Below are 26,049 nucleotides of genomic sequence, written 5' to 3' on the forward strand. Positions count from 1 at the left end.
CAAAAACATAAAAAAGCGCATTACATTTGATAAAAATATATTCTAAAAAATTATGAAATATCTTCTTTTATTATTCTTTTCCATCAATCTTATGACATGTAGTAATGAAGATTTACCCGAAGAGCTAAATACCCATTTAGAAGGAGATTTAGTAATTAGTTCGGCTAAAGATTCCGATAATGCAACCATCAAGGCTTTTGAATCTATAAACGGTAATTTAATCATAAAAAATACCTACGAGATGGAGGACTTAAGCTTCTTACAGAATTTAAAAGAAGTTGAAGGCATTATAATTAAGGATAATAAAAACCTAAATTCATTAAAAGGATTAGAAAATATTGAAGAGGTAACCTATATAGGAATTGAAAATAATTCAGAATTAACTTCTTTAACTGGTTTGGATAACCTAATCACAGTTTCAGAAAGCTTTAACATCAAAAATAACGATGCTTTACCTAGTTTAAATGCGTTAAACGCATTGACCAAAATTGGAGTTCAGTTTTCTATATTCGACAACCGATCACTGACAACTTTAAATGGCTTGGACAATTTAGTAGAAGTTCCCCAACTTTTAGTCACCAATAATATCAACTTAACTAACATTAATGCCCTAGGGAAAATTAATTCCTCTGCTGACATAAGAATTGATTCTAACGATTCCTTAGCAGATTTCTGTGCCTTAACGACTTTGATTCAGGCAAATAGTGAGACCATTGCGTTTATAGCTAGATTTAACCTCTTTAATCCCACGCTAGAAGATATGGTAAACAATAACTGCTCAAATTAAGTAATATAAATACATACCACTTCAGATTAAACCTGACCATAGGCTAGTTCTAGATATCTTATGGACTAATTGGGTTTAGTCTATAGTCACAAGACAAGCTCATAGTGGCAGCAATTAGAAAGTACAGAAATAATAATTCCCCGCCTATACAGTTCGGGCAAGCCCGCCTTGGAATATTCGGACAGGCCCCTGATGGGATCTAATCTTTCATGGTGAGTAAAGTCCTATTTAATAAAATTGTTGCGTATCAGGACATTATGGGCTACATTTGCAGCCAGAAATGAAAAAATTAAATAACATATTACGTCTTCCTTTTTTCAGCACTTATTATTACCAAATAATAGCTGCTCGGAACCGTTATGTGTATACGTCAAGTAAAATCTAATATTTTAAAAAATATATCATAACCTAAAGCCCGAGCAATTGCTCGGGCTTTTTTTATTTCAAAAAATGGAAACTATAAGCAAATTAAAAGAGAACGTAGAAATCATTCTTCCAGAAAATGGATTGGAACAGAAGTTAGATCAAGCCAAAAAGGAAAACCGAAAATTAATTATTAAACTAGGATTTGATCCTACCGCCCCAGACTTACATTTAGGTCATGCAGTGGTGCTGAAAAAGCTTAAGCAGTTTCAAGATCTAGGTCACCAAATCGTCATCTTAGTAGGGAATTTTACCGCACGTATAGGAGATCCAACAGGGAAAAATAAAAGTAGAAAGCCTTTAACAACAGAGGAGGTGCAACATAATGCACAAACATACCTAAACCAATTATCACAAATCATAGATATTGATAAGGTTAAAATTGTTTTCAATTCTGAATGGTTAGATCAACTTTCTTTTACCGAGGTGATACAGATTTTATCTAAAGTCACCGTTGCTCAACTAATGCATAGAAACGATTTTAATAAACGTTTTACAGAGAATACCCCTATTGCCATGCACGAGTTGGTTTACCCTATTCTACAAGGATATGATTCAGTAGAAATTAAGGCTGATATTGAAATGGGGGGAACAGACCAACTTTTTAATTGCACCATGGGAAGACAGTTGCAAGAAACCTTTGAAATGAGTCCGCAAATTATAATGTGTATGCCTTTACTAAAGGGGTTAGATGGAAAAGAGAAAATGAGTAAATCGTTAAACAATATTATAGGACTTACCGATGAACCTAATGAAATGTTTGGAAAGACAATGTCTATTCCTGATAGCTTAATTGAAGAATTCTTGCATTTGACTACAGATTTCTCTATCTCAGAAAAAGAAGCTTTAAAAGAGCGTTTAGCTCAGGGAGAAAATCCTATGAATATTAAAAAGCTAATTGCTAAAAATATCATCTCACAATACCATAATGTCACTGAAGCTCATAAAGCGGAGGAATTTTTTATGAATCAATTTCAAAGCAAAAAATTTGAAGAGAAAAGCTTTGAGCCTGTCTCAATTGATAATATTGAGCGCGAAAATGGCACTATTAGTTTGGTAGAATTATGTTTTCAACTGAAAAAAGGTCAGACAAAATCTGCCATTAGAAGACTCATTGAGAATGGTGCCGTTAAGATTAATAATAAAAAAATTGAAGAGCCATTCGCTGAAGTCGGACTTAAAGAAGGAGTAAAAATTAAAATAGGAAAAAGAGATTTCTACGAGTTAAAAGAATAAACCCTATCACATCTTAGTTTAGTAGAGAGGTCCGTTCCTAACTAGGAGCGGACTTCACCTCTACTCTACCCTACTATAATTTTCAAGAATACCGTTTTCCATAGAATACCAAGAGCCTTTATGGCGCTAAACTCGCCCAATAACTTCCGTTATAATTTACTACAAACCACTATTTTTAAATCATCTGATTCTTAGTCTGATGATATAAAATCATTTTTTATACAAAAAGACTTATATTAGATACAGGTAAACTCTCATTATCTACCTTAGACTAATCCATAACCAAAATGAATCCAAAAGTAGATTGGTTTTTCGATAAAGAAACTAAGTGGAAAAAAGAATATCAGGAGCTACGTAGGATTGTTTTGGACTGTGCACTAGAGGAAGAATTAAAATGGGGAGTTCCATGTTATACTTTTAGAAAAAGTAACATCCTATTACTTCATGGTTTTAAAAGGTACTGTGCCCTACTCTTTCATAAAGGAGTCTTATTGAAAGATCCCGATAACATGCTTATCCAACAAACTGAGAATGTTCAATCTGCACGGCAACTTAGGTTTACTAATTGGCAAGAAATAATTGATTTAAAACCTACGATTAAAGCCTATATTTTTGAAGCTATAGAAGTAGAAAAGTTAGGATTAGAAGTGAAAATGAAAAAGACTTCTGAGTTTAAAATACCGGATGAGTTTAAAAAAGCGTTAAACGATAATCCGAATTTAAAAGCTGCTTTTAGTGCATTAACCCCAGGACGCCAACGAGGGTATTTACTACATTTTTCACAAGCCAAACAATCAAAAACGAGAGCCTCAAGAATTGAAAAAATAATTCCAAAAATTTTAAGTGGAAAAGGATTGAATGACGACTTTAAAAAAGAACAATCCAACTGACTGCTAATGAATTCATTAACGCTTTAGATATAATTAGCCAGGGTTAATTTATATATCAATAAAAAAGGAAATCATATTAAAGCTATTTAAGTATTTTCACCAATTTTAAGTTAAAATCAGCACCTTCATCAATTTACATAGGACATCAATTATAAAACGTTTAAAAAAATTTCATGGAAGGAAGACTTAATAATAAAATCACATTAAATAAAGGAATCACTATTCCGAGTTTAATCTTTATTCTATTAACCTCTTTATTAGCAGGCATATTCCCCATTGAAACAGGGGCTGTTTTAGATCATATAAAGAATTTTATCTTCGTTAATCTTAACTGGATATATGTCTGGTCTGTAAATATTTTTATATTCTTCTTGTTCTACCTAGTATTAAGTAAATATGGGAATATTAAACTGGGAAATAATGATAGCATACCTCAGCATTCCTATTTTTCATGGATTGCGATGCTCTTTGCAGCTGGTATGGGAATTGGGCTTATGTACTTTAGTGTAGCAGAACCAATGCAACATTATACTGCCCCAGTTTTTGCAGCTAATGATGCGATTACGAGAGCCAAAAATGCACAATTATATACCTTTTTCCACTATGGTATACACGCATGGGCAATTTATGGAGTCGTTGGTTTATCTCTATCTTATTTTACCTATAGATATAAGCTGCCTCTTTCTTTGCGTAGTTGTTTTTATCCACTACTAAAAGACCGCATTAATGGAGTTTGGGGAAATGTGATAGATATTTTTGCACTCTGTAGTACGTTATTTGGTATAACAACCACATTAGGATTTGGAGTTTTGCAAATAAATTCTGGATTGGTAAATATGAATATTTTTCCAGATACCAGCTTCACTTATCAGGTGATTATTGTGTGTGTTTTGGTTGCAGCTGCTATCCTATCTGCAGTTACGGGTGTAAGCAAGGGTATAAAAATTTTGAGTAGTATTAATATTGTCGTAGTGGTATTCTTATTACTATTTGTACTTGCTGTAGGACCTACCACCCACCTAATAGGAAGCTTTACAGAAGGAATCGGATATTATATAAGTAGTTTTATAGAACTAACCTTTAACACGCATGCCTTCAAAACAGATGAATTACCATGGTTTTATGATTGGACCATCTTGTATTGGGCATGGTGGATTTCTTGGGCTCCATATGTCGGGGTGTTTATTGCGAAAATATCCAGAGGACGAACTATTAGAAGTTTTGTTGCTGCAGTACTTTTAATCCCAACAACTTTCAATTTTATTTGGATGACGGTATTTGGCAATAGTGCTATATGGGTAGATAGCGATGTAGCAAATGGCGCATTAAGTAATATAGCGGGGAACCCAGATGTACTTATGTTTAGTTTCCTAGAATACTTGCCACTATCTGGAATAACAAGCTTTTTGGTTATTTTCATCATTATCATATTCTTTGTAACCTCAGCAGATTCAGGTATAGTAGTTATGGATAGCATAGCAACTAAGAACTCTACAAAGTCTCCTAAATTACAAATCGCACTTTGGGGCGGACTGTTAGCTGTTATATCCCTTGTTCTATTAAATGCCGGAGGTTTAGGCGCCTTGCAAAGCATGACGCTTATTACAGCCTTACCTTTCTCTATTATTATGATCCTGTTTATTGTGAGTTTAGTAAAAGCATTACGTATCGATTATAAGTACTATAATAGAGATTTTTCGGCTACCACAGATCTATGGTCGTCAGATTCGTGGGAAGATAAGTTAAAGCAAATAGTAACTTTTAAAAATAAGTCCGCTATTGATATTTTTATCAGTACTACAGTAAAAGAAGCATTTACAGAAATGCAAGAGGTATTATCCAAATATGAAATAACCTCTAAAATCAATGCGCATCAAGACCCGCATAGAATTGAAATAGAAATAGAACATCATATTTTAAACAACTTTAAATATGGTGTAAAGACCCAATCTAGAAACTTACCCGAATATTTGTTAGAGGAACAGAACCTGCCCGGCGTGAATAAGGACGAATCATTTTTTCCCCTTTCTTACTTCGGAGATACCAGAGAAGGTTATAGTGTGCTTTATTTTACCAAAAACGAATTAATTATAGATGTTTTAAAGCATTATGAAAGGTATTTGAAGTTGTTAACGGAAGAGAAGAACGTGATGTTTACAAGTAGTAATAGTCATCATAAAAAAATAAAAAAAGTAAAGAAAAAGTTTAAAAACTAGAAATAGTTGCACTTTGGAATAATGAATTTCTGGAAAGCTTATGTCACAATATTTAGAAACTGGATATATACACTATCTGGTTGATAGATGATGGGCAGGTCCGTTGGCTATCCATTATAGATTTATAATTCCAACAACATCAATGGCTTGAATAATATCTGTGTTATCTTACTATTTACAGCTATTGCCGTTAAATAATCGGTTTTGGGCCTGATTGAAAATAGTCGCCACTTTTCTTTGTCTAGATCACCAATTGACGCTTCCAATAATTCCGCTGTATCATCAGAATCCATAGAAACCGAAAATGTATCCAAAGGAAACGACAATCCAGATCCATAGGCCTTAATAATGGCTTCCTTTCGGGTCCAGCAGCGATAAAAAGCCACCTCCCTCCTCTGTTCCGGTAGGGATTGGAGCATTCCCACCTCCTTTTTAGAAAAAAACTTTAAGGCAATATCCATTACATCAAAATCCATCTTCAATACTTCAACATCCACTCCAATATCGAAATTTTTCACAAATCCAAAAACGATCATATCTCCTGAATGGGATAGGTTGAATTTAATATTCTGATTCGTATTGAAGAAAGGCTTTCCATATTCCCCATATTCAAAGACTACCTCTCCAAAATCTATTTCCAAATAATTGGACAACAAAGACCTCAGTAACCACCGAGCAATAATAAATCGGTTTTGGTCTGTTTGAAATTTAAATTGACCTGCCCTTAATTTTTCATCTGCAGTAAGCCATTCCTGCATAACTCCGACATTTGAAATAAAATCATTTATATCAGCATAGTAAAAATGAATTTGATTATTGGGTAGAATAAGCTTTTCTAAATTTACTGATAACATCCTTATAATTTTCTAACTAATTAATTGGTCTATACTCCAAATTCTCGTAGAAATCCCATATCCAAATAGGAACCGATAAGCTATTAAAAGGATTAAGATTGTATATTAACCTAAAGGCAATGTAATTCTACATTTTCACCAAGCTCTTTTACCTGTGGGTCCTCAAAAATATTAAAATGATTACCAGGAGTATATAATACATCTACTTTGTTAACACACCAATGATTCCAACTGTTTATATCTTTTTGGTTAAATCTTTCTATTCCATCACGACCGATTATCAGGGTGCATTTGGCATTGAAGTTTTGCCATTCATAACCCTGTTGCAATTCAGCAAGTCGATTCCGAATTCTTAATTGTCGTCTTTGAAACGTATCATTTACTAAGGAAACATATATAGGTTCTAAATATCGTCTATACCTATAAATGAAGGATTTTTTTATAGTTGTAAATGGCCGATTTAAAAATCTTCTGAAATAATTTATATACCGATGGCTGTTATCATCCCGTTCCACATTTTCTATATGTTTTGGAGAGCTATCAACAATTATAACATTAGCGGTTTTGTGAAGCTTAGACAGTTGATTGGACATTTCTACCACTAATGGGCAACAACAGTAGTACAATAGATTATAAGGTCCCTCTGGCTGTACACGTATTATCTCCTCTAAATAATCACTAGCCATTTGAGCTATGCTGGTGTGCAAGCTTTCAGCGCCATCTGCCCCTTTTGGTTGCACTAGATATACCGGTCTTCTAGCATCCAAATAATTAGCGAACTTTTGGTAGAACAATACATGCCCCTCCCCACCGTGTATGCAAAATAAAGGTTGTTTATTTCCTATTGATCTATAGGGCACCACATACCTAAATTCTTTTGACTGCCTAACTTTGGAGCTTTCTATTTTTCTGGCCATTGCCTGAATAGTAGGGTTATTAAAGAGGATACTGGGTGCCAGTTTAACATTCATCCGCTTCTCAATAAGCCAAAACATGCGAATAGAGGTCATAGAATCACCGCCAATTTCAAAATAATTATCCAATATGCCAATTGGAGAGAAGTTTAAGATATCTTCCCAAATATCTACTAGATCAGATTCTAGCTGCTGTGTTGGGGCAACAGTCTCTGTTGATTGTTGTGAACATACAGAAACACTCAATTCCTTTAATGTCTTTTTATCTAATTTCCCGTTTGGTAACAAGGGGATTTCATCAATCAGATAAATGGAGGAAGGTTTCATATATCCCAGAAGACGTTCATCTAGGTACTTTCTAAAACTGTCCATGTTAAAATTATGGCCTGGTTTAATATAGGCCACTATCTTTTTTACACTTTTCTCGGACTCATATTCATTTACATTAGATTCATAATTCCTTAATCTATAAAGAATCAATTTCCTTTCCTCAAGGGAGAGCTGTTCTAGCCTATCTTTAAATGTAAGTTCCATGATCTAAAATTTTAATACATAAAAATCCAATCCCCAAGCTTGTCCCTACTGTAAAATGGCAACCTATCTGGACCTTTTTTATACTTACATCTCACTACAGTTGGCGTAACAAATACTCTTTCTCTTCCGCTTTTAATGAGGCTACAGCATTCACAACATCAATCACTTTTTGCCTGTGGGTAGGCGACTCAAAATACGCCATGATTTCAGCAGTATAATCAGAATCAATTGCAATAGAACCTGCCTTATGTCCAGTTTTTTCCGCCACTATTATTGCCCGCTCCACCATGGGACTCTCGTTGGCTACATGTTCAATCCCATCCAAATCTATACGGTAACCACGTATTTTTATTTGATGGTCCGTCCTGCCTAAAAATTCAATAGCCCCATCTACTCTATACCGACCTAGATCGCCAGTTCTATAAAGTTTATTTTGGCTACCTTTTTTAAAGGGATTATCTACATAAGCGGCAGATGTTAGCGCCGAGTTGTTAATATAGTACCCAGCCAGCCCGGGACCTCCAACATAAATTTCACCTGTTGCCCCAAAAGGAACTGGACGAAGGTACTTGTCCAATAGATATATTTCTGCCTTTGCTACTGGTCTTCCTAAAGGAATACTTTGCTGTAGGTCTTGCTCTAAAATTTGATGGGCAATACACCAGACGGTTGCCTCCGTAGGGCCATATTCATTGTAAAGTTTTACCTGGGGTATTTTTTTAAAATGAAGATTACCCAAGGAAGAAGGACAGGCTTCACCCGCTACAATAACACAACTAAGGGACTTTAATTTATTCAAGTTGCCATAATCCAATACCATTTTATATAATGAGGGAAGCATTAAAGTATGACTAATGTTGTGTTCCAAAACTATATTACTCACTAGATCCATATCTTGCTCCAAGTGTTTTTGCGAAATCACCAACGTACCCCCGGTACATAGAGTCCAAAAAATTCCCGCCTTGGAACTATCAAAAGATATGGAGGAAAAAAGCAAAAAAACAGGGGCTTTATCTTTATAATATAACAGCCTGCCTTCGGTTGAATTAATAATATTGCCATGGGTAATGGGCACCCCTTTTGGATTTCCTGTGCTCCCAGAGGTATATATAATATAGGCCAGGGCATCACGCTCCACATGAGGAAATTTTTTATCTGCCCCTACAGTAGGGACCTTTAAATCATTCAGATCGATCAATTCTATATCAAAGCCATCAAATAAATTGTTGAGCTGGGTTTGGATCAACACCGTTTTTACATCAGAATCATTAAGAATAAATGAAATTCGTTCTTTGGGGTACTCAGAATCAATGGGTAAATAGGCGCATCCGGCTTTTAATATTGCCAGCATACCAACAATCATCTCCATAGACCGATTTACGCATAAACCCACAATTTCATTCCTACCCCTTGTTTCTTTAAGAATTCTTGCTGCAATTACCTCAGATTTCGCCATTAATTCGCCATAACTCATGGACTTATCACCGAACGCTAGTGCACATATCTCTGGATTTTCATTTCCTACCTCAGAAATAATATCATGAATACCATTGTATTTTGAATATGGACCTTCAACTGTATCTTTTAATGGGAAGAAAAACTCATTTTCTTCCTGGGTCATCATCTGTATTTTGGAAATGGCCATTTCTGGATTTAATATTATCCCTTCCAACAACAGCTTATAATGTTCCTGAAATCTTTTTATGGTAACTTCATCGTACAAATCTGTAGCATATTCAAAAGAAGGTGACAACAAGCCATTTTCATATGATACATAAAGGGTAAGGTCGAACTTGGAAACTCCAAAATCAAAATAGGAATACTCCAACGCAATATCGGGTCCAAAGGAGGGCAATTCTGGTACGGCATGATAGATGAACATCGTACTAAAGAACGGATTACTGCTAAGTGATCTTTGCGGCTTTAATTCTTTCACTAACAAATCAAAAGGGGCATCCTTGTTGGAAAAAGCTTCCAATGTGGTCTTTCTAACTATTTTTACCAGATCCAAAAATGACATTTCGTGAGATAGTTCCGTTCTCAGAGCTATGGTTTCGTCAAAAAATCCAATAACCTCTTCAAGAACTTTCTCATTTCGGTTGGTCATTGGAGTGCCTACAATGATGTCCGACTGACCGCTATACCGATACAATAAAACATAGTAAACGGACAGTAAGAATATATAGGGCGTAGTCTCCAATTTTTTAGACAAATCCAATATTTGTTGGGACAGATTTTTGGATAAATCCTGAGTAAGGGTACCTCCTTTAAAGGAATATTCCTTGGGCACTACAAAATCTACAGGTATATCCAACAGGGGAATTTCCCCCGAGAGTTTATCCAACCAATAGTCTACCTGTGAAGTGTTTACTCCTATTTCTTGTTGCCAATAAGCGAAATCCGTGTACTGTATTTTATTTTTCTCCAAAATAACTGTAGAACCAAGACCAAGTTGGATATAGTATTTGGCAAGTTGTTCTCTAAAAATTCCCATGGACCATTTGTCTGTAATGATATGATGCATGGTAACAAGCAAAATATGTTCTAATTCCCCCACCTTTATTAAGGAAGCTCTCATTAAAGGTGCTTTTTGCATATTGAAGGGTTTTGTGGCATCGGAAAATAGAATCTCATTTTTTTGCAGATCCAATTCTTGTGAAGATAAATGACTGAGATCAAATTCAGCAACTTTAAGTTCAGGTTCCAAATCAATTTCCTGGACCGTATCACCATTTTTAAAGTGAAATGAGCATCTTAATATATCATTATGGTGAAAGACCAATTGCAGGCTTTTCAATAAATTTTCCTTATTCAATGCACCTTTGAAAATATGGATTTCTGCGTAGTTATATACCGGATTTTTGGGATAGAGTTGTTCCAAAAACCAGAGCCTTTGCTGTCCCCTGGATAAAGGAATACTAACATTTACAGGAGCCTTAGTAATAGTCTTTTGCTCTGTATTGTCTTTCTCCCTATTCTTCCATCTACTTAAAATAGACATAGTACCTTTTCCTTTAAGATTACAGCTTTAAGTTTTATAATAGTCTTCCCTTAATCCTAGAGCCCTTAATATATCCCCTCCAAGTCTTCTAATTTTTTCATCAAGAACCATATCATAATCAAAAGCCCGTTCTATAAACCAATACAATGAAATAATGATGAGCAGGAAGGACAAATAAACTAGTAAATGAGGATAGAATTTAATCTTTCGAATAAAAAACAGCACTGGAAAAATTAAGGCAATGATGACTACCTGTCCAATCTCCACTCCAAGGTTAAAGCCAAATAAGGTTAGGGTAAGAAACTCCCCTTTTATACCAAGGTCCCCAAGTACACTGGCAAACCCAAAACCGTGAAAAAGCCCAAATACAAATGCGATGACCCAATCCCTTCCCTTAAAAATTGGAGTGATGTTATGATACGCTGCAAGACCAATAGATAATGCGATAATGGACTCTACTACCCTGGAAGGTAAACTTACGATCTCTAGTGATGCCAAAGTTAGCGTTATAGTATGGGCAATGGTAAAAAAGGTAATTACCGTTATAATATAGATAAATGCAGGTTTAAATTTTTTAACCGGTTCCCATCCCCATATATAATATCTAGATTCCGTTTTCCCAGGTGCAACCTCTACCAATCTCTTTTTTCTACGAACTACCGAGGGAAGTATCAATGCCAACAAAAAAAGAATATGGTCCAGACCTATCCAAATATGCCATATTCCTTGTTTTACCATGGCCACAAACCCTTTCCAAATGGAAGAATCGGTAAGCGATAAGGTCTTGGTAGCGTTTCCCTTGGTGAAATCCAAGGCTACTATGGATTCGTTATTTATTAAACCGGCCTTCCAATTATATTCATAAGCCAACATGTTAACGTGATTGGGATCTTCATCTAAAAGCACCGAATAAGTAACCTCTATTTCATCAGGTAGCTCCTTAGAATCCTCCAAATAAAAATGAAATCTTACAAAGGTGCCTTTTACTACCGGGAAGATGCTTATTTCCTTCGTGAAAACAATCTTATAGGCTTTGTTTTTTGAGCTAAAACTACTGTGTTTAAGCAAGTACTCCTTTATTTGGTTATAATATGGCCTAACGTCATCAGGCTTTGGTGTATCTTTAATATCCAATCCAAAATAGGTTTGTAGATCACTATTGTGAATTTCAAATCTACCTTCCACATTTTCATTCTCGTATACCCTTAAATAGATAAAGCTTTGGTTAGGTTGATGTGCTTGCCCACTCAATGGCAATAAAAAAAATAAAATTAATACTGCATGGTAGGCAAGGTATTTCATGATAGATAAAATAATTGGTTATTGAAAGTTTACATTAAAATAAACTTAACTATAAGGTAATTTACATATAAATATTTTTTTATTTCTTTATGTTTTTTGAATTATTATCATTTTATCGACGAATACATTGTTTTATCTGTTAATCTACGCACCCATTATTTGGTAGTCAAATCAGAATTAATTTAACTTTACAATAACAGGATTTTTCCACCCTTATCTTGTAAACAGTTTAAGGAATAATTCTTTGGCCCCCGGCTCTCTTGTCTGATACCTACAAATAAATATTGTACAGACTCCGTTAATTATCGCCATAAAGAGCCTCTACTGTATTTAGAGAGTACTATTATTAATTCAAACTATATCAATATTTCAGATTAACTAAAGTCTATTGCTTAATGGGTTTGGGCAATAAAATGGAAAAGTTTAGTACTAAACTCAGGACAATTATTCCGTTCACATAAATTGGAACTATTAAAAGCATCAATAAAACAACAAAAGGAAAAGAATTATATCTAAGAAAAAGCATTCGACTTCTTCTTATTACATATTATAATATCGACCAAGGAATTAGAAATCGATCCGTACAAATAAAGACACATAGAAACAGACAATTAAATCAAAGTTTAGCAATAAGGTATCGGAAGGAATCACAGAAAAAAATATGAGGCTCATTTGCTCAATTCTTTCAGGTCAGTGTCGAAGCTTGTTAAGCTCGATAATCGAAAAAATGATATAACCCAATCAAATAGAATGAACAATAAGATCATAGAGTATATAAAGACGGAAATTGCCATGGCACCATTGGATGATCTTGGACCAAAGGAAAACCTTTTGGAAAGCGGAATTATTGACTCTATTGGTATGGCTAAACTTATTGAGTTTCTAGAGGCGGAATTTGAAATTAAAGTTCCAGCAGAAGATATGAACATGGAAAATTTTATGTCTATAGAAAGCATTGTTCAATATATCTCTAACAAAAGGTCCCATAATAAACTGCAAAACCAGATTAGCAATACGTTGTTAGACTTATCACAGGCACAAATGTCCCTTTGGGTGGGGCAACAATTAAATCCAGACGTTCCCCTGCACAATACCGCCTATGCCTTTAAAATAAATGGGGCGCTAAATGTGGATACCTTTAAGACGGCCTTCTATAAGGTAATTTCCCAAATAGATGCCTTTAAAACCATTTTTCTTGTAGGGAACAACGGAGAGCCCAAGCAAACCGTGTTGCAACGTATGGATTACGACCTTGAGGTAGTTGAATTCCCTGCAGATACGCCGTCCAATATAGTAGAGGAATGGCTACAACAATGGAGTTTAAGACCTATCGATATTTCCAAATGTGTTTTTGATTCCGTGCTGCTAAACCTGGGCGAAGAGAAGTATATTTGGATGCTGAATATGCACCACTTGGTAACCGACGCCGTCTCCATGGCGCTAATTTATGACCTTACCCAAAAATACTACGGAAACATTAAAACTGACAATTGGGAAATGATTATTGATTCCCCAAGTTTTCAGAACTATATCCAATATGAAATATTAGAACAAGAAAATCCAAAAAATGATAACAGCAAAGCTTACTGGGCCAATAAAGTAAAAGAATTAAAAGCGGTACCAAAACTTTATGGCGTCCATAACAATTTTACAAATACCGAATCCTCACGAGTGGTTCTACCATTAGGTGCAGAACGCTCACAAAAACTGAGAAAGCTGTCTCAACAACCAGAAATCCGTGGGTGGACAACACATGTAACACTTTTCAATATTTTTCTAACAATACTTTATTCGTACCTCTATAGGGTAAGCGGACAAAAGAAGTTGGCCATTGGGGTTCCCAACCATAACCGGATGACCAAGCAGTTTCAGCAAACCGTGGGATATTTTATTCAATTTTTTCCTATGGTCACTGAAATTGAAGAAGAGGACACCTTCATTACCTTGCTGAACAAAGTGAAATTAGAGACCAATGACTATTTAAAAAATGCCATTTCCGGATTGGTAACCCCTGATATAAATAAAAGTTTCCATACTATACTAAATTATATTCCCAACAGTTTTCCTGCATTTGATGGAATCCCACAAAAGACCAAGTGGATCTTTAATAACCATATGGAAACTACTCATAATCTACGTTGTCATGTCACCGATTTTAACAATACGGAAGAATTTGAAATTCTAATGGATTTTAATCATGCTGTTTTCTATGCCGATCTTATTTCCAATGCCCCCACTCATTTCCTTAACCTTATAGATGCCTTCCTTGAAGATTACTACCAACCTTTGGATAAACCTGGACTAATTAGTGAAAAAGAAAAAAAGGAATTGATAGGTAACCCAATAAAACCGCTTGAAGGTTATAGACCTATTATCCTGCAATTTTCGGAAACCGCAACTTCTAATTCCAACCAAACTGCATTACATTACAAAAACGAACTTTATACCTATGCTGATGTTGACCAAAAATCCAATCAACTTGCCGCTTTTTTAATCACCAAGGGAATTAAGGAAGGGAAACGGGTAGCACTTTATATGGACAGAAGTCCTGAGTATATTATTGCCGTTTTGGCGGTGCTTAAAACCGGGGGAACATTTATTCCGATACCATCGGACCAACCCACCCAACGCATCGGATATATTCTAGAAAATTCAGAAGCCCACCTTATATTGTCCAACAGCCGATTACAACCTAAATTACCCGACACTTCCGTTGAAACCATAATACTGGATAAAAATGCCGGTTATTTAAAGCAACAGAAGAAAGAAATAGGGAACATAGTGATCCCTAGTAAGAGTATCGCTTATATTCTGTATACCTCCGGATCTACCGGAAATCCTAAAGGGGTACTTATTTCCCACGGGGCCGTATATAATTATATGGAATGGGCTAAGAAGGCTTATGCCATGGAGAAAGGGTTTATTTTTCCTCTATTTACCTCCATAGGGTTTGATCTTACTATAACCTCCACCTTTCTACCGCTGATCACCGGAGGGGAACTGGTTATTTACAAAGAGAGCTTAAGCGGACCCGATATTTCCATAATGGAGGTCCTACAAGAGAATAAAGTAAATAGTATTAAACTTACTCCTTCTCATTTGGCGTTATTACAGGGAATGGACCTATCAAATTCTAAAATTAGATTGATGATTGTTGGTGGCGAAGACCTTAAAACCGCCTTAGCTAGGTCCATACAAAACGGGTTTGGCGGATCACTACGGATGTACAACGAATACGGTCCTACGGAAGCAACAGTAGGTTGTATAGTAGCCCAATATGACAAAGTTAAACATCTTGGTTCATCGGTTCCTATTGGACACCCTATCTATAATATGGATGTTTATATTTTAGATGCCCGTCATAATCTGGTTCCCAATGGGGTTACCGGTGAAATATATCTCAGTGGCGCCAGTTTGGCGGAAGGATATGTTAATTCGCCACGGATGACCGAAGAAAAATTTGGTCCCAACCCTTTTGTAAAGGGCACAAGAATGTATCGCACTGGAGATTTGGCCAGAAAAAACAGCTCAGGGGACTTGGAATACCTTGGAAGAGTGGACGAACAAGTAAAACTTAGGGGTTTCCGGATAGAGTTATCCGATATAGAGGCCAATATGATAAAGCATCAAGGGATACAAAATGCTGCTGTGGTACTCATTGAAGAGGATAAACCGATTCCTGAAAATGAAGTTATAAATTGTACAGCATGTGGACTTCCCTCCAACTATCCAAATGTAGATTTCGATGAAAATGGCGTTTGCCATATTTGCAACGCATTTAAAGGGTACAAGCAGCAGGCGCAACGCTATTTTAAGACTGAAAACGAGCTAAGAGACTTATTGACCTCCAAACGAGGCAATAGCCCTAATTACGATTGCATATCTCTTCTTAGTGGAGGCAAGGATAGTACTTATGTATTGGCCAAACTTATAGAATTAGGACTTAAAGTATTGGCGTTTACACTAGATAATGGCTATATCTCCGATCAGGCCAAGCAAAATGTAGACAAAATTGTCACCAAACTAGGGGTAGATCATATTTATGGGAACACCCCACATATGAACCGGATATTTGTAGATAGCCTGCACAGACACAAAAATGTATGTAATGGCTGTTTTAAAACTATATATACCTTAAGCAGTAAAATTGCCTTGGAGAAACAAATTCCCTTTGTGGTAACCGGACTTTCACGTGGACAATTTTTTGAAACTCGCTTGACAGAAGAGCTATTTTGGGACAAAAATGTAGATGTTGCCACTATAGATCGCACTATTTTAGAAGCCAGAAAACTTTACCACCAGGAAGAGGATGCCGTTAAATATTTATTGGATGTTGACGTGTTTAGTAAAAATGAGACTTTTGAAAAAGTTCAGTTCGTGGACTACTATAGGTATAGCGATGTAAGCTTAGAAGAAATGCTCGTCTTCCTTAAGGAAAAAGTAGGATGGGTAAGACCTACTGACACAGGTCGCTCTACAAACTGCCTTATCAACCAAGTAGGCATCTATGTGCATAAAAAGCAGAAGGGATATAGCAACTATTCCTTTCCCTATAGCTGGGACGTGAGAATGGGCCATAAAACGAGAACAGAAACCTTAGAGGAAATCAATGAATATATAGATGAAACCACAGTAAAACGGATCATGGATGAAATTGGTTACCAGGAGCCCAATGAAAGTGAAATGGGTAAAAAACGGTTAATGGCCTATTATTCCGGAGATCAAATATTAGGATCCAAGGAGTTATCTACTCATTTGATGAATGAATTACCAGATTATATGGTGCCCACACATTTTAAGTATATGAAAGAGCTGCCTTTGACCGGCAATGGGAAAGTAGATAAACGTGTACTTAGAGAACTTAACAGCTCGCAGTTAGAAATGGATGTCCCATATATTGCCCCCGAAGGGGAAATAGAAGAACTTTTAGCGGGAATTTGGAGAGAGGTCCTAAATTTAAAGCAAGTAGGGTCTCAGGACGATTTTATCGCCTTGGGAGGTCATTCCTTAGCAGCTATTAGGGTTACGGCGAGAATAAATGAGGAAGTTGAAATGAATTTCCCTCTGAACAAAATATTTGAGCTCCCCACCATTGCAGAATATGCCAAATATATAGAAGAAACATTATTAACTCTTATGGAAGAATAGCATGTTAATTGGGTTTAAAAAAGGCTTGAAGCCATTCATCTTTAAATACCTAGCCATTATTATGGGGCTTTGCTATTTACTGAACCCAGTCCGCCAACATTTCCTTCCTGTTTTCCATTCCTTTTCTCACCAGCTAGAGTTGCCTAATTACCTCATCCCCCACTCCAACTTGTCTAATTATCATAAGATACACAGAAATCACGACACAGTTACAGAAGAATTTTCCCATGATCATGCAATCCTAGAAATGGTAAGTTTGTTGTTTAGCACACTGGAAGATAACAAACAATCTCAAGATTTGTTTATATTCACCATAAAGCTATGCATACTTCCACCCTATTCGGGAGTATTAAAATCCAGATTTTTTATAGTTGAGACTAATGACAACTATAATATGATTAGCAAAAACAGCAAAAAGGGGTTTGTAACGAAATTGATAAAACCTCCTTTATTTTCCTAAGCCAATATTCTTAGGCTTTCCTAATCCTTGTCACGTTTTTTTTGCAGGACATATCGATTGCTTATAGCACTTCCCAATTGGCACCATTTAGTTCCCAAAAGTATGGGTAATGTAGATGTTTACAATATTTCTATAAACAAACCATTCCCATAGTGTTCTCCTGGGACAACTCTTGATTATAACCAAGGATAAATTTTACTTGGGTGTAATCGGTATCATTCCCACCTTCCCAATGGCTACAAGAGAGCAAAAGCTTGAAAATCCCTGTCAATGATGGGGGCATCCGTGGATGCCAAAATTCCATAATATAAAATACAAACCATGAGAAATTATATACTATTTTTCGTAGCCCTTATGCTATTTGAAGGTTTAAAGGCACACGATCTAAATGGGTCAATACTTTCCGAAGACCAAGTACCTTTAGACGGAGTAGGGGTTTATAACAAGACTACCGGCGGGTATACCTATTCCAATGTTTCGGGATATTTTGAACTAGATGATATTTCCGTTGGGGATATCATTTATTTTTACAGTCTTGGTTATCAAAACTACCATTTCACCATATCGGAAGACCAGCTAGATGGAACCATTAAAGTAATCCTTAAAGAAGCTGCGGTATCTTTAGACCAAGTAATTCTGGTCTCCAAAGTAAATGCCTTGAGTCAGTTCGTCTATATAGATGTCATGGCCAATCCCGTTAAATCATCACAGGAAATATTACAAAAAATTCCGGGCCTTATCATTGGTCAACACGCTGGTGGCGGTAAGGCAGAACAGATATTCCTAAGGGGGTTTGACATTGATCACGGAACCGATATCAGCATAAATGTAGATGGGCTTCCCGTAAACATGGTTTCCCATGCCCATGGGCAAGGCTATGCCGATATGCATTTTATAATTCCCGAAACCATAGGTAATATAGATTTTGGGAAAGGAGCTTATTATGCCGAGAAAGGCAATTTTAATACGGCAGGATATGTGGATATTAAGACAAAAGATAAAATAACGGACAATCTGTTTTCATTGGAGGCCGGTATGTTCAATACCATCCGCACCATAGGTATGTTCAAGATTACGGAAGGCGATTTTAGTAATGGCTATGTGGCATCGGAGCTAGTGCTTTCGGATGGTGCCTTTGATTCCCCTCAAAATTTTAATCGCATCAATATAATGGGGCGCTATAATTACAACAATCGGGAGAATCAAGAACTAAGCCTTACGGTATCACACTTTCAGAGTAAATGGGACGCTTCTGGACAAATTCCGCAACGTGCCATTGACCAAGGAATTATAGATAGGTATGGTGCAATTGACGATACCGAAGGAGGTAATACTAGCAGGTCTAACTTCTTAATAAACCATAAAAAATTGATGGACGAACATTCTTTCCTAACCACAAAGGCATACGTATCCAAATACGATTTTGAACTGTTTTCCAATTTTACATTTTTTTTGGAAGATCCCATTAACGGTGATCAAATAAGACAAAAAGAAAACAGGACCATAATCGGGACAGAGACCAAATATGCCCATTCTGTGCACATAGGTGACCATGATTCCCAACTAAAGTACGATATGGGAATTGGTTTTAGATATGACGATGTAAATAAGGTGCAGCTTTCCAGAACTAAAAACAGACAAGAACTATTGGAGCGTTTGGCCTATGGAAATATAGATGAGCTAAACGGCTACGGTTTTTTTAACCTCAATTATAAAAGGAACAAATGGACTATAAACCCTGGCCTTAGGATAGATTATTTTAAATTTGATTATGAGAACCTTCTATCTGAAACCTATGATAATAAAAGTGAGAACAAGTTTTTTATAGGACCTAAACTTAACATTATCTATGCCCCCTCTAAAAACGTACAGTTTTTTGGGAAAACAGGTATAGGGTTTCATTCCAATGATACTAGAGTAGTAACGGCCAATAATGGGAAAGAAATACTCCCGGCGGCCTATTCGGCAGATTTAGGTGCAATTGTAAAACCGTTGGACAAATTAATGCTGAATGTAGCATTTTGGACACTCTTTTTGGAGCAAGAATTTGTATATGTTGGCGATGCCGGAATTGTGGAACCCAGCGGGAAAACAAAACGCATGGGAGTAGATTTTGGCCTTCGTTATCAATTTGCAGATTGGCTTTACTTCTACGGGGGTATCAATTACACTTATGCCAGAAGTACGGAAGAGCCAAAAGGGTCCGATTATATCCCCCTATCCCCAGACTTAACCTCCTCGGGAGGAGTTTCTTTTCGGGATTTAGGTAATTTCTCGGGAGGCATCAATTATAGGCTGATAAAAAATAGGCCCGCCAATGAGGATAATTCCATTGTAGCTAAGGGATATACCGTAACAGATATGAATCTCAATTACGCGTTTAAAAATTGGACCTTTGGTTTAATTATAGAGAATCTATTTGATACGGAATGGAACGAAACGCAATTTGCTACCGAAAGTAGGTTACAAAACGAGATAACTCCTGTAGAAGAAATACACTTTACCCCTGGCAACCCCTTTTATCTTAGAGGTAAGGTGACAGTTAAATTCTAGGTTATTAATAGTAGGAGGTTATTCTAGAAATGTTATTGGTAAATCCTGAAATGTATTTAACTAATAGACTATTTTTAGAATAAACCCTGCTTAGAAAACCCATGCTGAGATTAAACATTGACTTCCCCTCTTTTTTAAATTAGTTAGCCTCAATTCTAAATGCACTGAAAAATTTATATTAGAACACCAAATTCCAATTCAGGGGGACTTACTACTTCTGCCCAAATACGATTTTACATAGGCATGATGTCCATTTAGAAAGTTTTCTGGACTGGCTCCAATAAACTTATTAAAATCCTTAATAAAGTGGGCTTGGTCGTAATATCCACAATCCAAAGCCAAATGATGAAGTTTATCAGATGCCGAAGAATTCATAAGGTGAAAAACCGTATTGATTTGAATTACCTTACAGTAATATTTTGGAGGCATACCTATTATATTTTTAAAAACCCTTCTAAAGTGACGCATACTAACACCTGCCTGTTCCGCTAATATTGATTGCTGAATTATTCCATTACTTTGTAAAATACTGGCAATTGCCCTATCTAACCAATCTATTGGTTCCAATCGGTTTTTGTTAAGTCCCTTTAGATAGTCCAGCAATAGGAGAATACGATGTTCCTGGTCACTATTATTGATCAATTTTTTATATAACAGTCTACCATCTATTGGGGATTCCGACACAAGGTCTTTCCACCTATTTAAATAATACGAGCCTGGTTTATGGAATAGATAATAGATAGCAGTTGGGTAAAGGACTAGGCCCAAATTATCCATTATACCGTCGGAACTAAAGGTCACGGAAGCATTGTATATCTGTCCCGCTATATTTAGGGGAGATTCTGGTATTAATTCTTTATCGTTAATCTGAAACTGCGGAATAACTCCTTGTGAAAATACCAAAAGTGGAAATCCAGTGGCATACATAGGCTGACCAGTTAAGGTCACAGGTTTATAAGACTTGCCAACAATAATCCCTAGGACACTGTTTTGCAATTCCGCTGGAGTATCATAGTCTAATTTCTTCGCAAAATCCTTAACCACAGTGGTGTCAAATTATATTTAAAACCTACATGTCCGTTTTATACAATGAATTAATCACGTTAAAACCTATTTTTAAAGATAATAAAAGTTGGTGGAAACTATTATGGAAATCAAGACTTTCCAGTTTTTATTAGAACCTGTTAATCTCTTGATAATCCATCTTTAAGACTATAACCGGAAAGATTAAACTTTTAGAATGACTCAATAAAAAGGCCAGTATTACACGCTGCACCAAAAGTGCATCCCAATCCCCCCCTATAGCCCCTCATCGTTTCTTGATAATAAGTAAAACAATCGCATCAATCATATCTAAAGTCAGATAACAATGAAATCAACACAACTTATAATAACCATTCTTTGTCTACTCACAGCTGTTACTGTGGACGCGCAAATCCTGAAGAAATTAATGAAGAGGGCCGAGCATGCCGCAGAAAGGACCATTCTTAATAGGGCAGATCGGGAAGTATCCAAAACTACGGATAGGGCCATAGATTCCATTTTAATTGGCAAGGAAGATGACTCTCAGACCATTGGTGAGACCGAGAAAAACACCCCTAACAATGGAAGACAAATAAAGTATAGCGGGGAATCTGTAAATCCCGCTTTGTTAATTAATACAGAAGTTAAGCGTCAATTTTACACTACTGATATAATAGTAGAAATGTATCAGGAAGGTGCTAAATCTCAGACCTTTTATTTTGATGCGGATGAGTTGGCTGCGCGGAACGAATTTTATAAGGAAGAAAAGGAGCCCATGTATTTTGATAGTGAAGGGTATACCTACTCCTTCAATGTGAAAAATGAGCGTTATGAGAAATCTGGCTTCCTAAAATCTGGCGCCATGTCCATGATGATTCCCACCCAATTGGTGGAATCCTACAAATTACCACCAGAACCCTTTTACGAGGCTTTGGAGGATTTTAATGAGAAAGGTTTGAGACTAAATTCTTTTAATGTGGTGGAATTTGCTTTTATCTATAAATCCGAAGATTTTGAAACGGATAACTATTCCAAAAGCACCGTCAATTGCGGAGAATCTAGCTGTACCAAATTCGACATCAATGCTGCGGGTTATTCTGGCAGCTATGTATTATTTAATGCCAACGACCAACTAGCTGAGATCTATGTAGATATTAATGGTGAACAAGGTACTGGTGCCGGGAAGTTAAAATACTATTATGAACCTTGTGAGGTACGGATTCCGCCTTCCACAGAAGTGAAAATGCCTGGAGAAAGTTTGTTTAACCTGGGATTAGATCAGAATTAAAAAATCAACGCCATAAAAAACAGCCACAATGAAGTCTAAATACACCATGCTAATACTTATGTGTCTTTTAATGAGCGGACCTACTGAAGCTCAAATATTAAAAAAATGGAAAGATAAGGTGGCAAATAAAATTTTGGGTATAGATAATCAAAGTTCAAAAAGCGATACGTTGGCCGCAAACAACATGGTAGATTCCTTATCCATGCCACCAGATAACAATATAGAACTACCAACCAATTACCAATTTTCGTATCAAACCACCATGCAGCTTACCACTAGTCAAGGCACTAGCAATATTGAATATTACCTACAACCCAATGAAATGTACTTTGCTAAAAAACAACTAGTGGATAGCATTACGGTGCATGTGGTGTATGATAACCAAAGATATATAGAAGTGTCCTTTTTTGAAATAGGCAACTCAAAAAAAAAAGCACGCAAGAAGATGGACCTTTTTACAAAGGCCAAGATGGTGGCAGCCTATAGAGATTCACCCAATAGGGAGGTGAAACCAATAGGGACTAAACCCCACTTAGGCTATACCTGTGAAGGCTATGAAATTGCTACCGATGCAGGGATAACCAATATTTGGGTGACTAATGAAGCGCCAGCAACTATGTTTAGTTCCCTGTTTTCCCAATATGCAGAAGAAACAAACTCGCCCTTCACAAAAAACACCATGCTTATGGAGAGCTCATTCACCTCAGCTCTAAACCCTGAGGATAACTTCCATATTAAATTCACCCAGTTACAGCCTAATACCTTGGTATTTAAAACTACTGAATATCACCAATAAATAAAAATAGATGATCACAAAAATCAACTTACTCACACTAGGTCTTATTATAAGCTTTTATGGTTCCATACAGGCACAGGGGGATAAAGTGGGCTTTCTTGAAGGTGTTCAGGCCACCTTAAACGAAACATTTAATAAGCCAGCTGCCAGCAATTCTTTTGAGCAAGAAGCACGAAAAAAATTTAGAATATTTATGCTTCGCACAAATGATATTAGTATGGTGATGAACGCTGATCCTGCCTATAAACCTCCCGGCGTATTAAATGCTCTATTAGGCATTAATCCTTCTCCTAGTATTACCAGTAAAAAAGTTAAGTTGAAAAAAGCTATGTACGCCGAATTTGATTGGGATAACAAAGCACTTTCTATGCTTGGCAAAGGCGATAAAGGTGAGGATGTATATCAATATACAGATAAAGAAGGGTATTGGTACACGCCTTTTGACGACCCTGATTATCCGAATTTTTACGTTAAAACAAATGTAAAGGAATTAGCGATAAACGTCTTAAAAGATCTTTATGAAATAGATACAGAAACTTATGAAAAGGAAAACGCTGAAACCTATGCAGATCTTGCAAAACTGATAAATTTAAAACATCCCACTCTTAAACAAGCTTTATTAACTAGTAAGCAAAAAATAGGTGATGCATTAAACTTACTCTTAACAGAGCAGCAAACCAAAATGGTAGGGTTCCCCGTTTTCATACATTGGGCCTTGATGTACTCGCCAGATATTATCAAAAACAAATTTAATGTAACGGAGACCACAGTTCCCTGCTACAACTTACCAGATGCCTGCATAAAACTTACCGTTGCCTCTGGCAAGGAGAAAGGGAAGTCTATGGTATTTGATCCCTACGATCGGCTCCTATTTATCAATTCCAAAAATGAAGGCACTGTAAACTTTAATTATGATAGGGACCTGACGGTAAACTTACCACCTGCCATGACCTTTGAAGAAGCAATCTTTTTTAATCGCAAAAGAAACCCAAAGAAAAAGAAAAAGGAAGCATTGGAAGAAGGTTTATGGAGGAAAATGGAAAAAGATGAGAGAGATGAAAAAGAAGCCATTAGAAAAGCTGAAGCTCAGGAAGAAATCGAAAAACTAAGAAAGGAAGCGGCAAATAGAAAAACTAAAAGTCAGGAAGAAATAGAAAAACAAAGAAAGGTAAAAAGTAAAAGAAAAAAAGAAAAATGGTCTATTCTTAAAAAGCGGAAAGACTAGCTTTCACAATAATAATCCGTGATTATAAATCTATAAGCCTATCAAGCATGAAACATTTTAAACATTTGATTATCCTTCTACTTATAGGAGTTCTAGGTACTTCTTGTGCAGAAAATGGAAAAAAACTTAAAAAGGAAATTGAAGATTCGTCCCAAATTATAAAAAACAGCAAAAGCGTAGCCAAAGAGGCTGCTGGGATGCAAGAGAATATGGCACTCCTACGGGATAAAGACCCCCTTTCCAAAGAGCAATTTAAATCTTGGCTCCCTGATACTTTGCTTAATCTGCCACTCACTTCATCCAAGTTTAATATAATTCCCGAAATGGGTTCTTGTGGGGGCACCTACCATATTGGCAACAAGCGAATACGAGTGATGGTGATTGATGGTGCAGGTGAAAAAGGAGCTGGCGGTGTAGGGCCGTACCGTATGTCTAGCAAGATGGATTATGATACAACAAACGATTGGGGGTATTCTAAAACTAGGATGATAAGCGGGATAAAAGTAAAAGAAAGCTATAATAAGGGAGCCAACTCATATAACCTATCACTTTTTTATGGAGAACGATTTGCGGTAGATATAAAAACCAATGAAATTGATAAGGAATCTTTAGATAAAATCGTTCGGGAACTGAATCTAATTGAATTAAAGAATTTATGAAAACAACCATATGCCACGCCATATTATTGCCTCTGATTGTTATTATTGGTTGTAAGGACCAATCCCAAACATTGCCGACCAGCGCTTCAAGAACCACTTCGGAAAAAGCAAATAAAACAATAATCAGCAATAAAAAAACCACGAACCATCAAGACGATTGGTATTGGAAAAATACTACAATGAGTAAAAATAATACTTTTGAAAATTGGAAGCACGGTCCGGCAGAGGTAGTCATGGAATACAGGTTAAGACATAATAAAACAGTCCCCAAAACCCTAAAAGTTGGTTCTATTGATTCCGATGGCACTATCACCATTAACTTACCAGAAAATATACCAACCGAAACCAATCTTGCCAACCTAAGTAACTTAGTTTTTTACGATCTTCAAGAGTTAGCCCGGATAATTCATGGGTATATAGTAAAATTGGGTGTAAAGTGTTATATTTAAAGAGCTTACAGGCATCTTTACTAACACTAAAATCACCCAATTTTGAGTACTAAAAATACAGTTTTCTACCGAGGTAAAAAATCAATTTCCGTAGATTTTTCTGCAGAAGAAATAAGTTCTGATGGTTCTCTGGTTTTACTGGAGAAAATAGAGCGGGAACACAAGTTAATCAGGTATTTCAGTCAATTTATTCCAGATAGTCGCAATCCCATCTTAGTCACCCATACGATAGAGAAACTTTTAAAGCAACGCGTATTTATGCTGATGCAGGGATATGAGGATGCTAATGAT

At 36.2% G+C, this 26,049-nt stretch carries 17 protein-coding genes; 12 read left to right on the forward strand and 5 right to left on the reverse strand.

Features of this window, described 5'->3' with window-relative positions; genetic code table 11:
• The first annotated feature begins 52 nt into the window (after window positions 1–52).
• The 4 genes from H344_RS0113350 to H344_RS0113365 all read left to right on the forward strand — a co-directional run bounded on the left by H344_RS0113350 (window position 53) and on the right by H344_RS0113365 (window position 5,552).
• Window positions 53–787 (forward strand): hypothetical protein, encoded by a 735-nt coding sequence (locus tag H344_RS0113350; RefSeq protein ID WP_026810781.1) that lies wholly within the window; start codon window positions 53–55, stop codon window positions 785–787.
• A gap of 450 nt (window positions 788–1,237) precedes the next feature.
• Window positions 1,238–2,446: a tyrosine--tRNA ligase gene (tyrS, locus tag H344_RS0113355; RefSeq protein WP_026810782.1), complete on the forward strand. Its 1,209-nt coding sequence runs from the start codon at window positions 1,238–1,240 to the stop codon at window positions 2,444–2,446.
• A 287-nt stretch (window positions 2,447–2,733) separates the two neighbouring features.
• Entirely contained in the window at window positions 2,734–3,336 is a 603-nt protein-coding gene (locus H344_RS0113360) for a YdeI/OmpD-associated family protein (protein ID WP_034256632.1), read from the forward strand.
• Between the two features lie 173 nt (window positions 3,337–3,509).
• The gene (locus tag H344_RS0113365) at window positions 3,510–5,552 is read left to right on the forward strand and encodes a BCCT family transporter (RefSeq protein WP_026810784.1); all 2,043 of its coding nucleotides are present in this window, start codon (window positions 3,510–3,512) and stop codon (window positions 5,550–5,552) included.
• Between the two features lie 122 nt (window positions 5,553–5,674).
• On the opposite strand, the gene H344_RS20295 is transcribed toward H344_RS0113365, so the two are convergent.
• From H344_RS20295 to H344_RS21130, 4 genes are all read right to left on the reverse strand, one after another.
• Window positions 5,675–6,406 carry a 4'-phosphopantetheinyl transferase family protein gene (locus H344_RS20295; RefSeq protein WP_051254320.1) on the reverse strand — a complete coding sequence of 244 codons (732 nt, stop codon included), beginning with the start codon at window positions 6,404–6,406 and terminating at the stop codon, window positions 5,675–5,677.
• 110 nt (window positions 6,407–6,516) lie between these two features.
• Window positions 6,517–7,854, reverse strand: a complete 1,338-nt coding sequence (locus tag H344_RS0113375) for a thioesterase domain-containing protein (RefSeq protein ID WP_026810785.1) — start codon at window positions 7,852–7,854, stop codon at window positions 6,517–6,519.
• Between the two features lie 94 nt (window positions 7,855–7,948).
• Complete coding sequence (locus H344_RS0113380) at window positions 7,949–10,855, reverse strand: non-ribosomal peptide synthetase (RefSeq protein ID WP_026810786.1); 2,907 nt, start codon at window positions 10,853–10,855, stop codon at window positions 7,949–7,951.
• Window positions 10,856–10,882: 27 nt separating this feature from the next.
• The gene (locus H344_RS21130) at window positions 10,883–12,157 is read right to left on the reverse strand and encodes a HupE/UreJ family protein (RefSeq protein ID WP_051254321.1); all 1,275 of its coding nucleotides are present in this window, start codon (window positions 12,155–12,157) and stop codon (window positions 10,883–10,885) included.
• Between the two features lie 750 nt (window positions 12,158–12,907).
• On the opposite strand from H344_RS21130, the gene H344_RS0113390 reads away from it, so the two are divergent.
• Window positions 12,908–17,305 carry a non-ribosomal peptide synthetase gene (locus H344_RS0113390; RefSeq protein ID WP_026810787.1) on the forward strand — a complete coding sequence of 1,466 codons (4,398 nt, stop codon included), beginning with the start codon at window positions 12,908–12,910 and terminating at the stop codon, window positions 17,303–17,305.
• Window positions 17,306–18,086: 781 nt separating this feature from the next.
• Window positions 18,087–20,318, forward strand: a complete 2,232-nt coding sequence (locus H344_RS0113405; protein WP_051254322.1) for a TonB-dependent receptor — start codon at window positions 18,087–18,089, stop codon at window positions 20,316–20,318.
• 198 nt (window positions 20,319–20,516) lie between these two features.
• On the opposite strand, the gene H344_RS0113410 is transcribed toward H344_RS0113405, so the two are convergent.
• Window positions 20,517–21,362, reverse strand: coding sequence for a helix-turn-helix domain-containing protein (locus H344_RS0113410; protein ID WP_026810790.1), 846 nt, complete (start codon window positions 21,360–21,362; stop codon window positions 20,517–20,519).
• 325 nt (window positions 21,363–21,687) lie between these two features.
• On the opposite strand from H344_RS0113410, the gene H344_RS0113415 reads away from it, so the two are divergent.
• From H344_RS0113415 to H344_RS0113440, 6 genes are all read left to right on the forward strand, one after another.
• Window positions 21,688–22,629: a hypothetical protein gene (locus H344_RS0113415; protein WP_157378279.1), complete on the forward strand. Its 942-nt coding sequence runs from the start codon at window positions 21,688–21,690 to the stop codon at window positions 22,627–22,629.
• 28 nt (window positions 22,630–22,657) lie between these two features.
• The gene (locus H344_RS0113420; RefSeq protein WP_026810792.1) at window positions 22,658–23,425 is read left to right on the forward strand and encodes a DUF4412 domain-containing protein; all 768 of its coding nucleotides are present in this window, start codon (window positions 22,658–22,660) and stop codon (window positions 23,423–23,425) included.
• A gap of 10 nt (window positions 23,426–23,435) precedes the next feature.
• A complete protein-coding gene (locus H344_RS0113425; RefSeq protein ID WP_026810793.1) occupies window positions 23,436–24,650 on the forward strand; it encodes a hypothetical protein in 1,215 nt (404 codons plus the stop codon).
• Between the two features lie 47 nt (window positions 24,651–24,697).
• On the forward strand, window positions 24,698–25,309 hold the full coding sequence (locus H344_RS0113430; protein WP_026810794.1) for a hypothetical protein: 612 nt from the start codon (window positions 24,698–24,700) through the stop codon (window positions 25,307–25,309).
• Window positions 25,306–25,758, forward strand: coding sequence for a hypothetical protein (locus tag H344_RS0113435; protein WP_026810795.1), 453 nt, complete (start codon window positions 25,306–25,308; stop codon window positions 25,756–25,758). Before H344_RS0113430 ends, H344_RS0113435 begins: the two co-directional genes overlap by 4 nt.
• Before the next feature lie 42 nt (window positions 25,759–25,800).
• Window positions 25,801–26,049, forward strand: a 249-nt coding sequence (locus H344_RS0113440) for a transposase (protein WP_205667180.1), incomplete at its 3' end; no start/stop codon positions are given.

Source organism: Arenibacter latericius DSM 15913, from assembly GCF_000424985.1.
Classification (GTDB): domain Bacteria; phylum Bacteroidota; class Bacteroidia; order Flavobacteriales; family Flavobacteriaceae; genus Arenibacter; species Arenibacter latericius.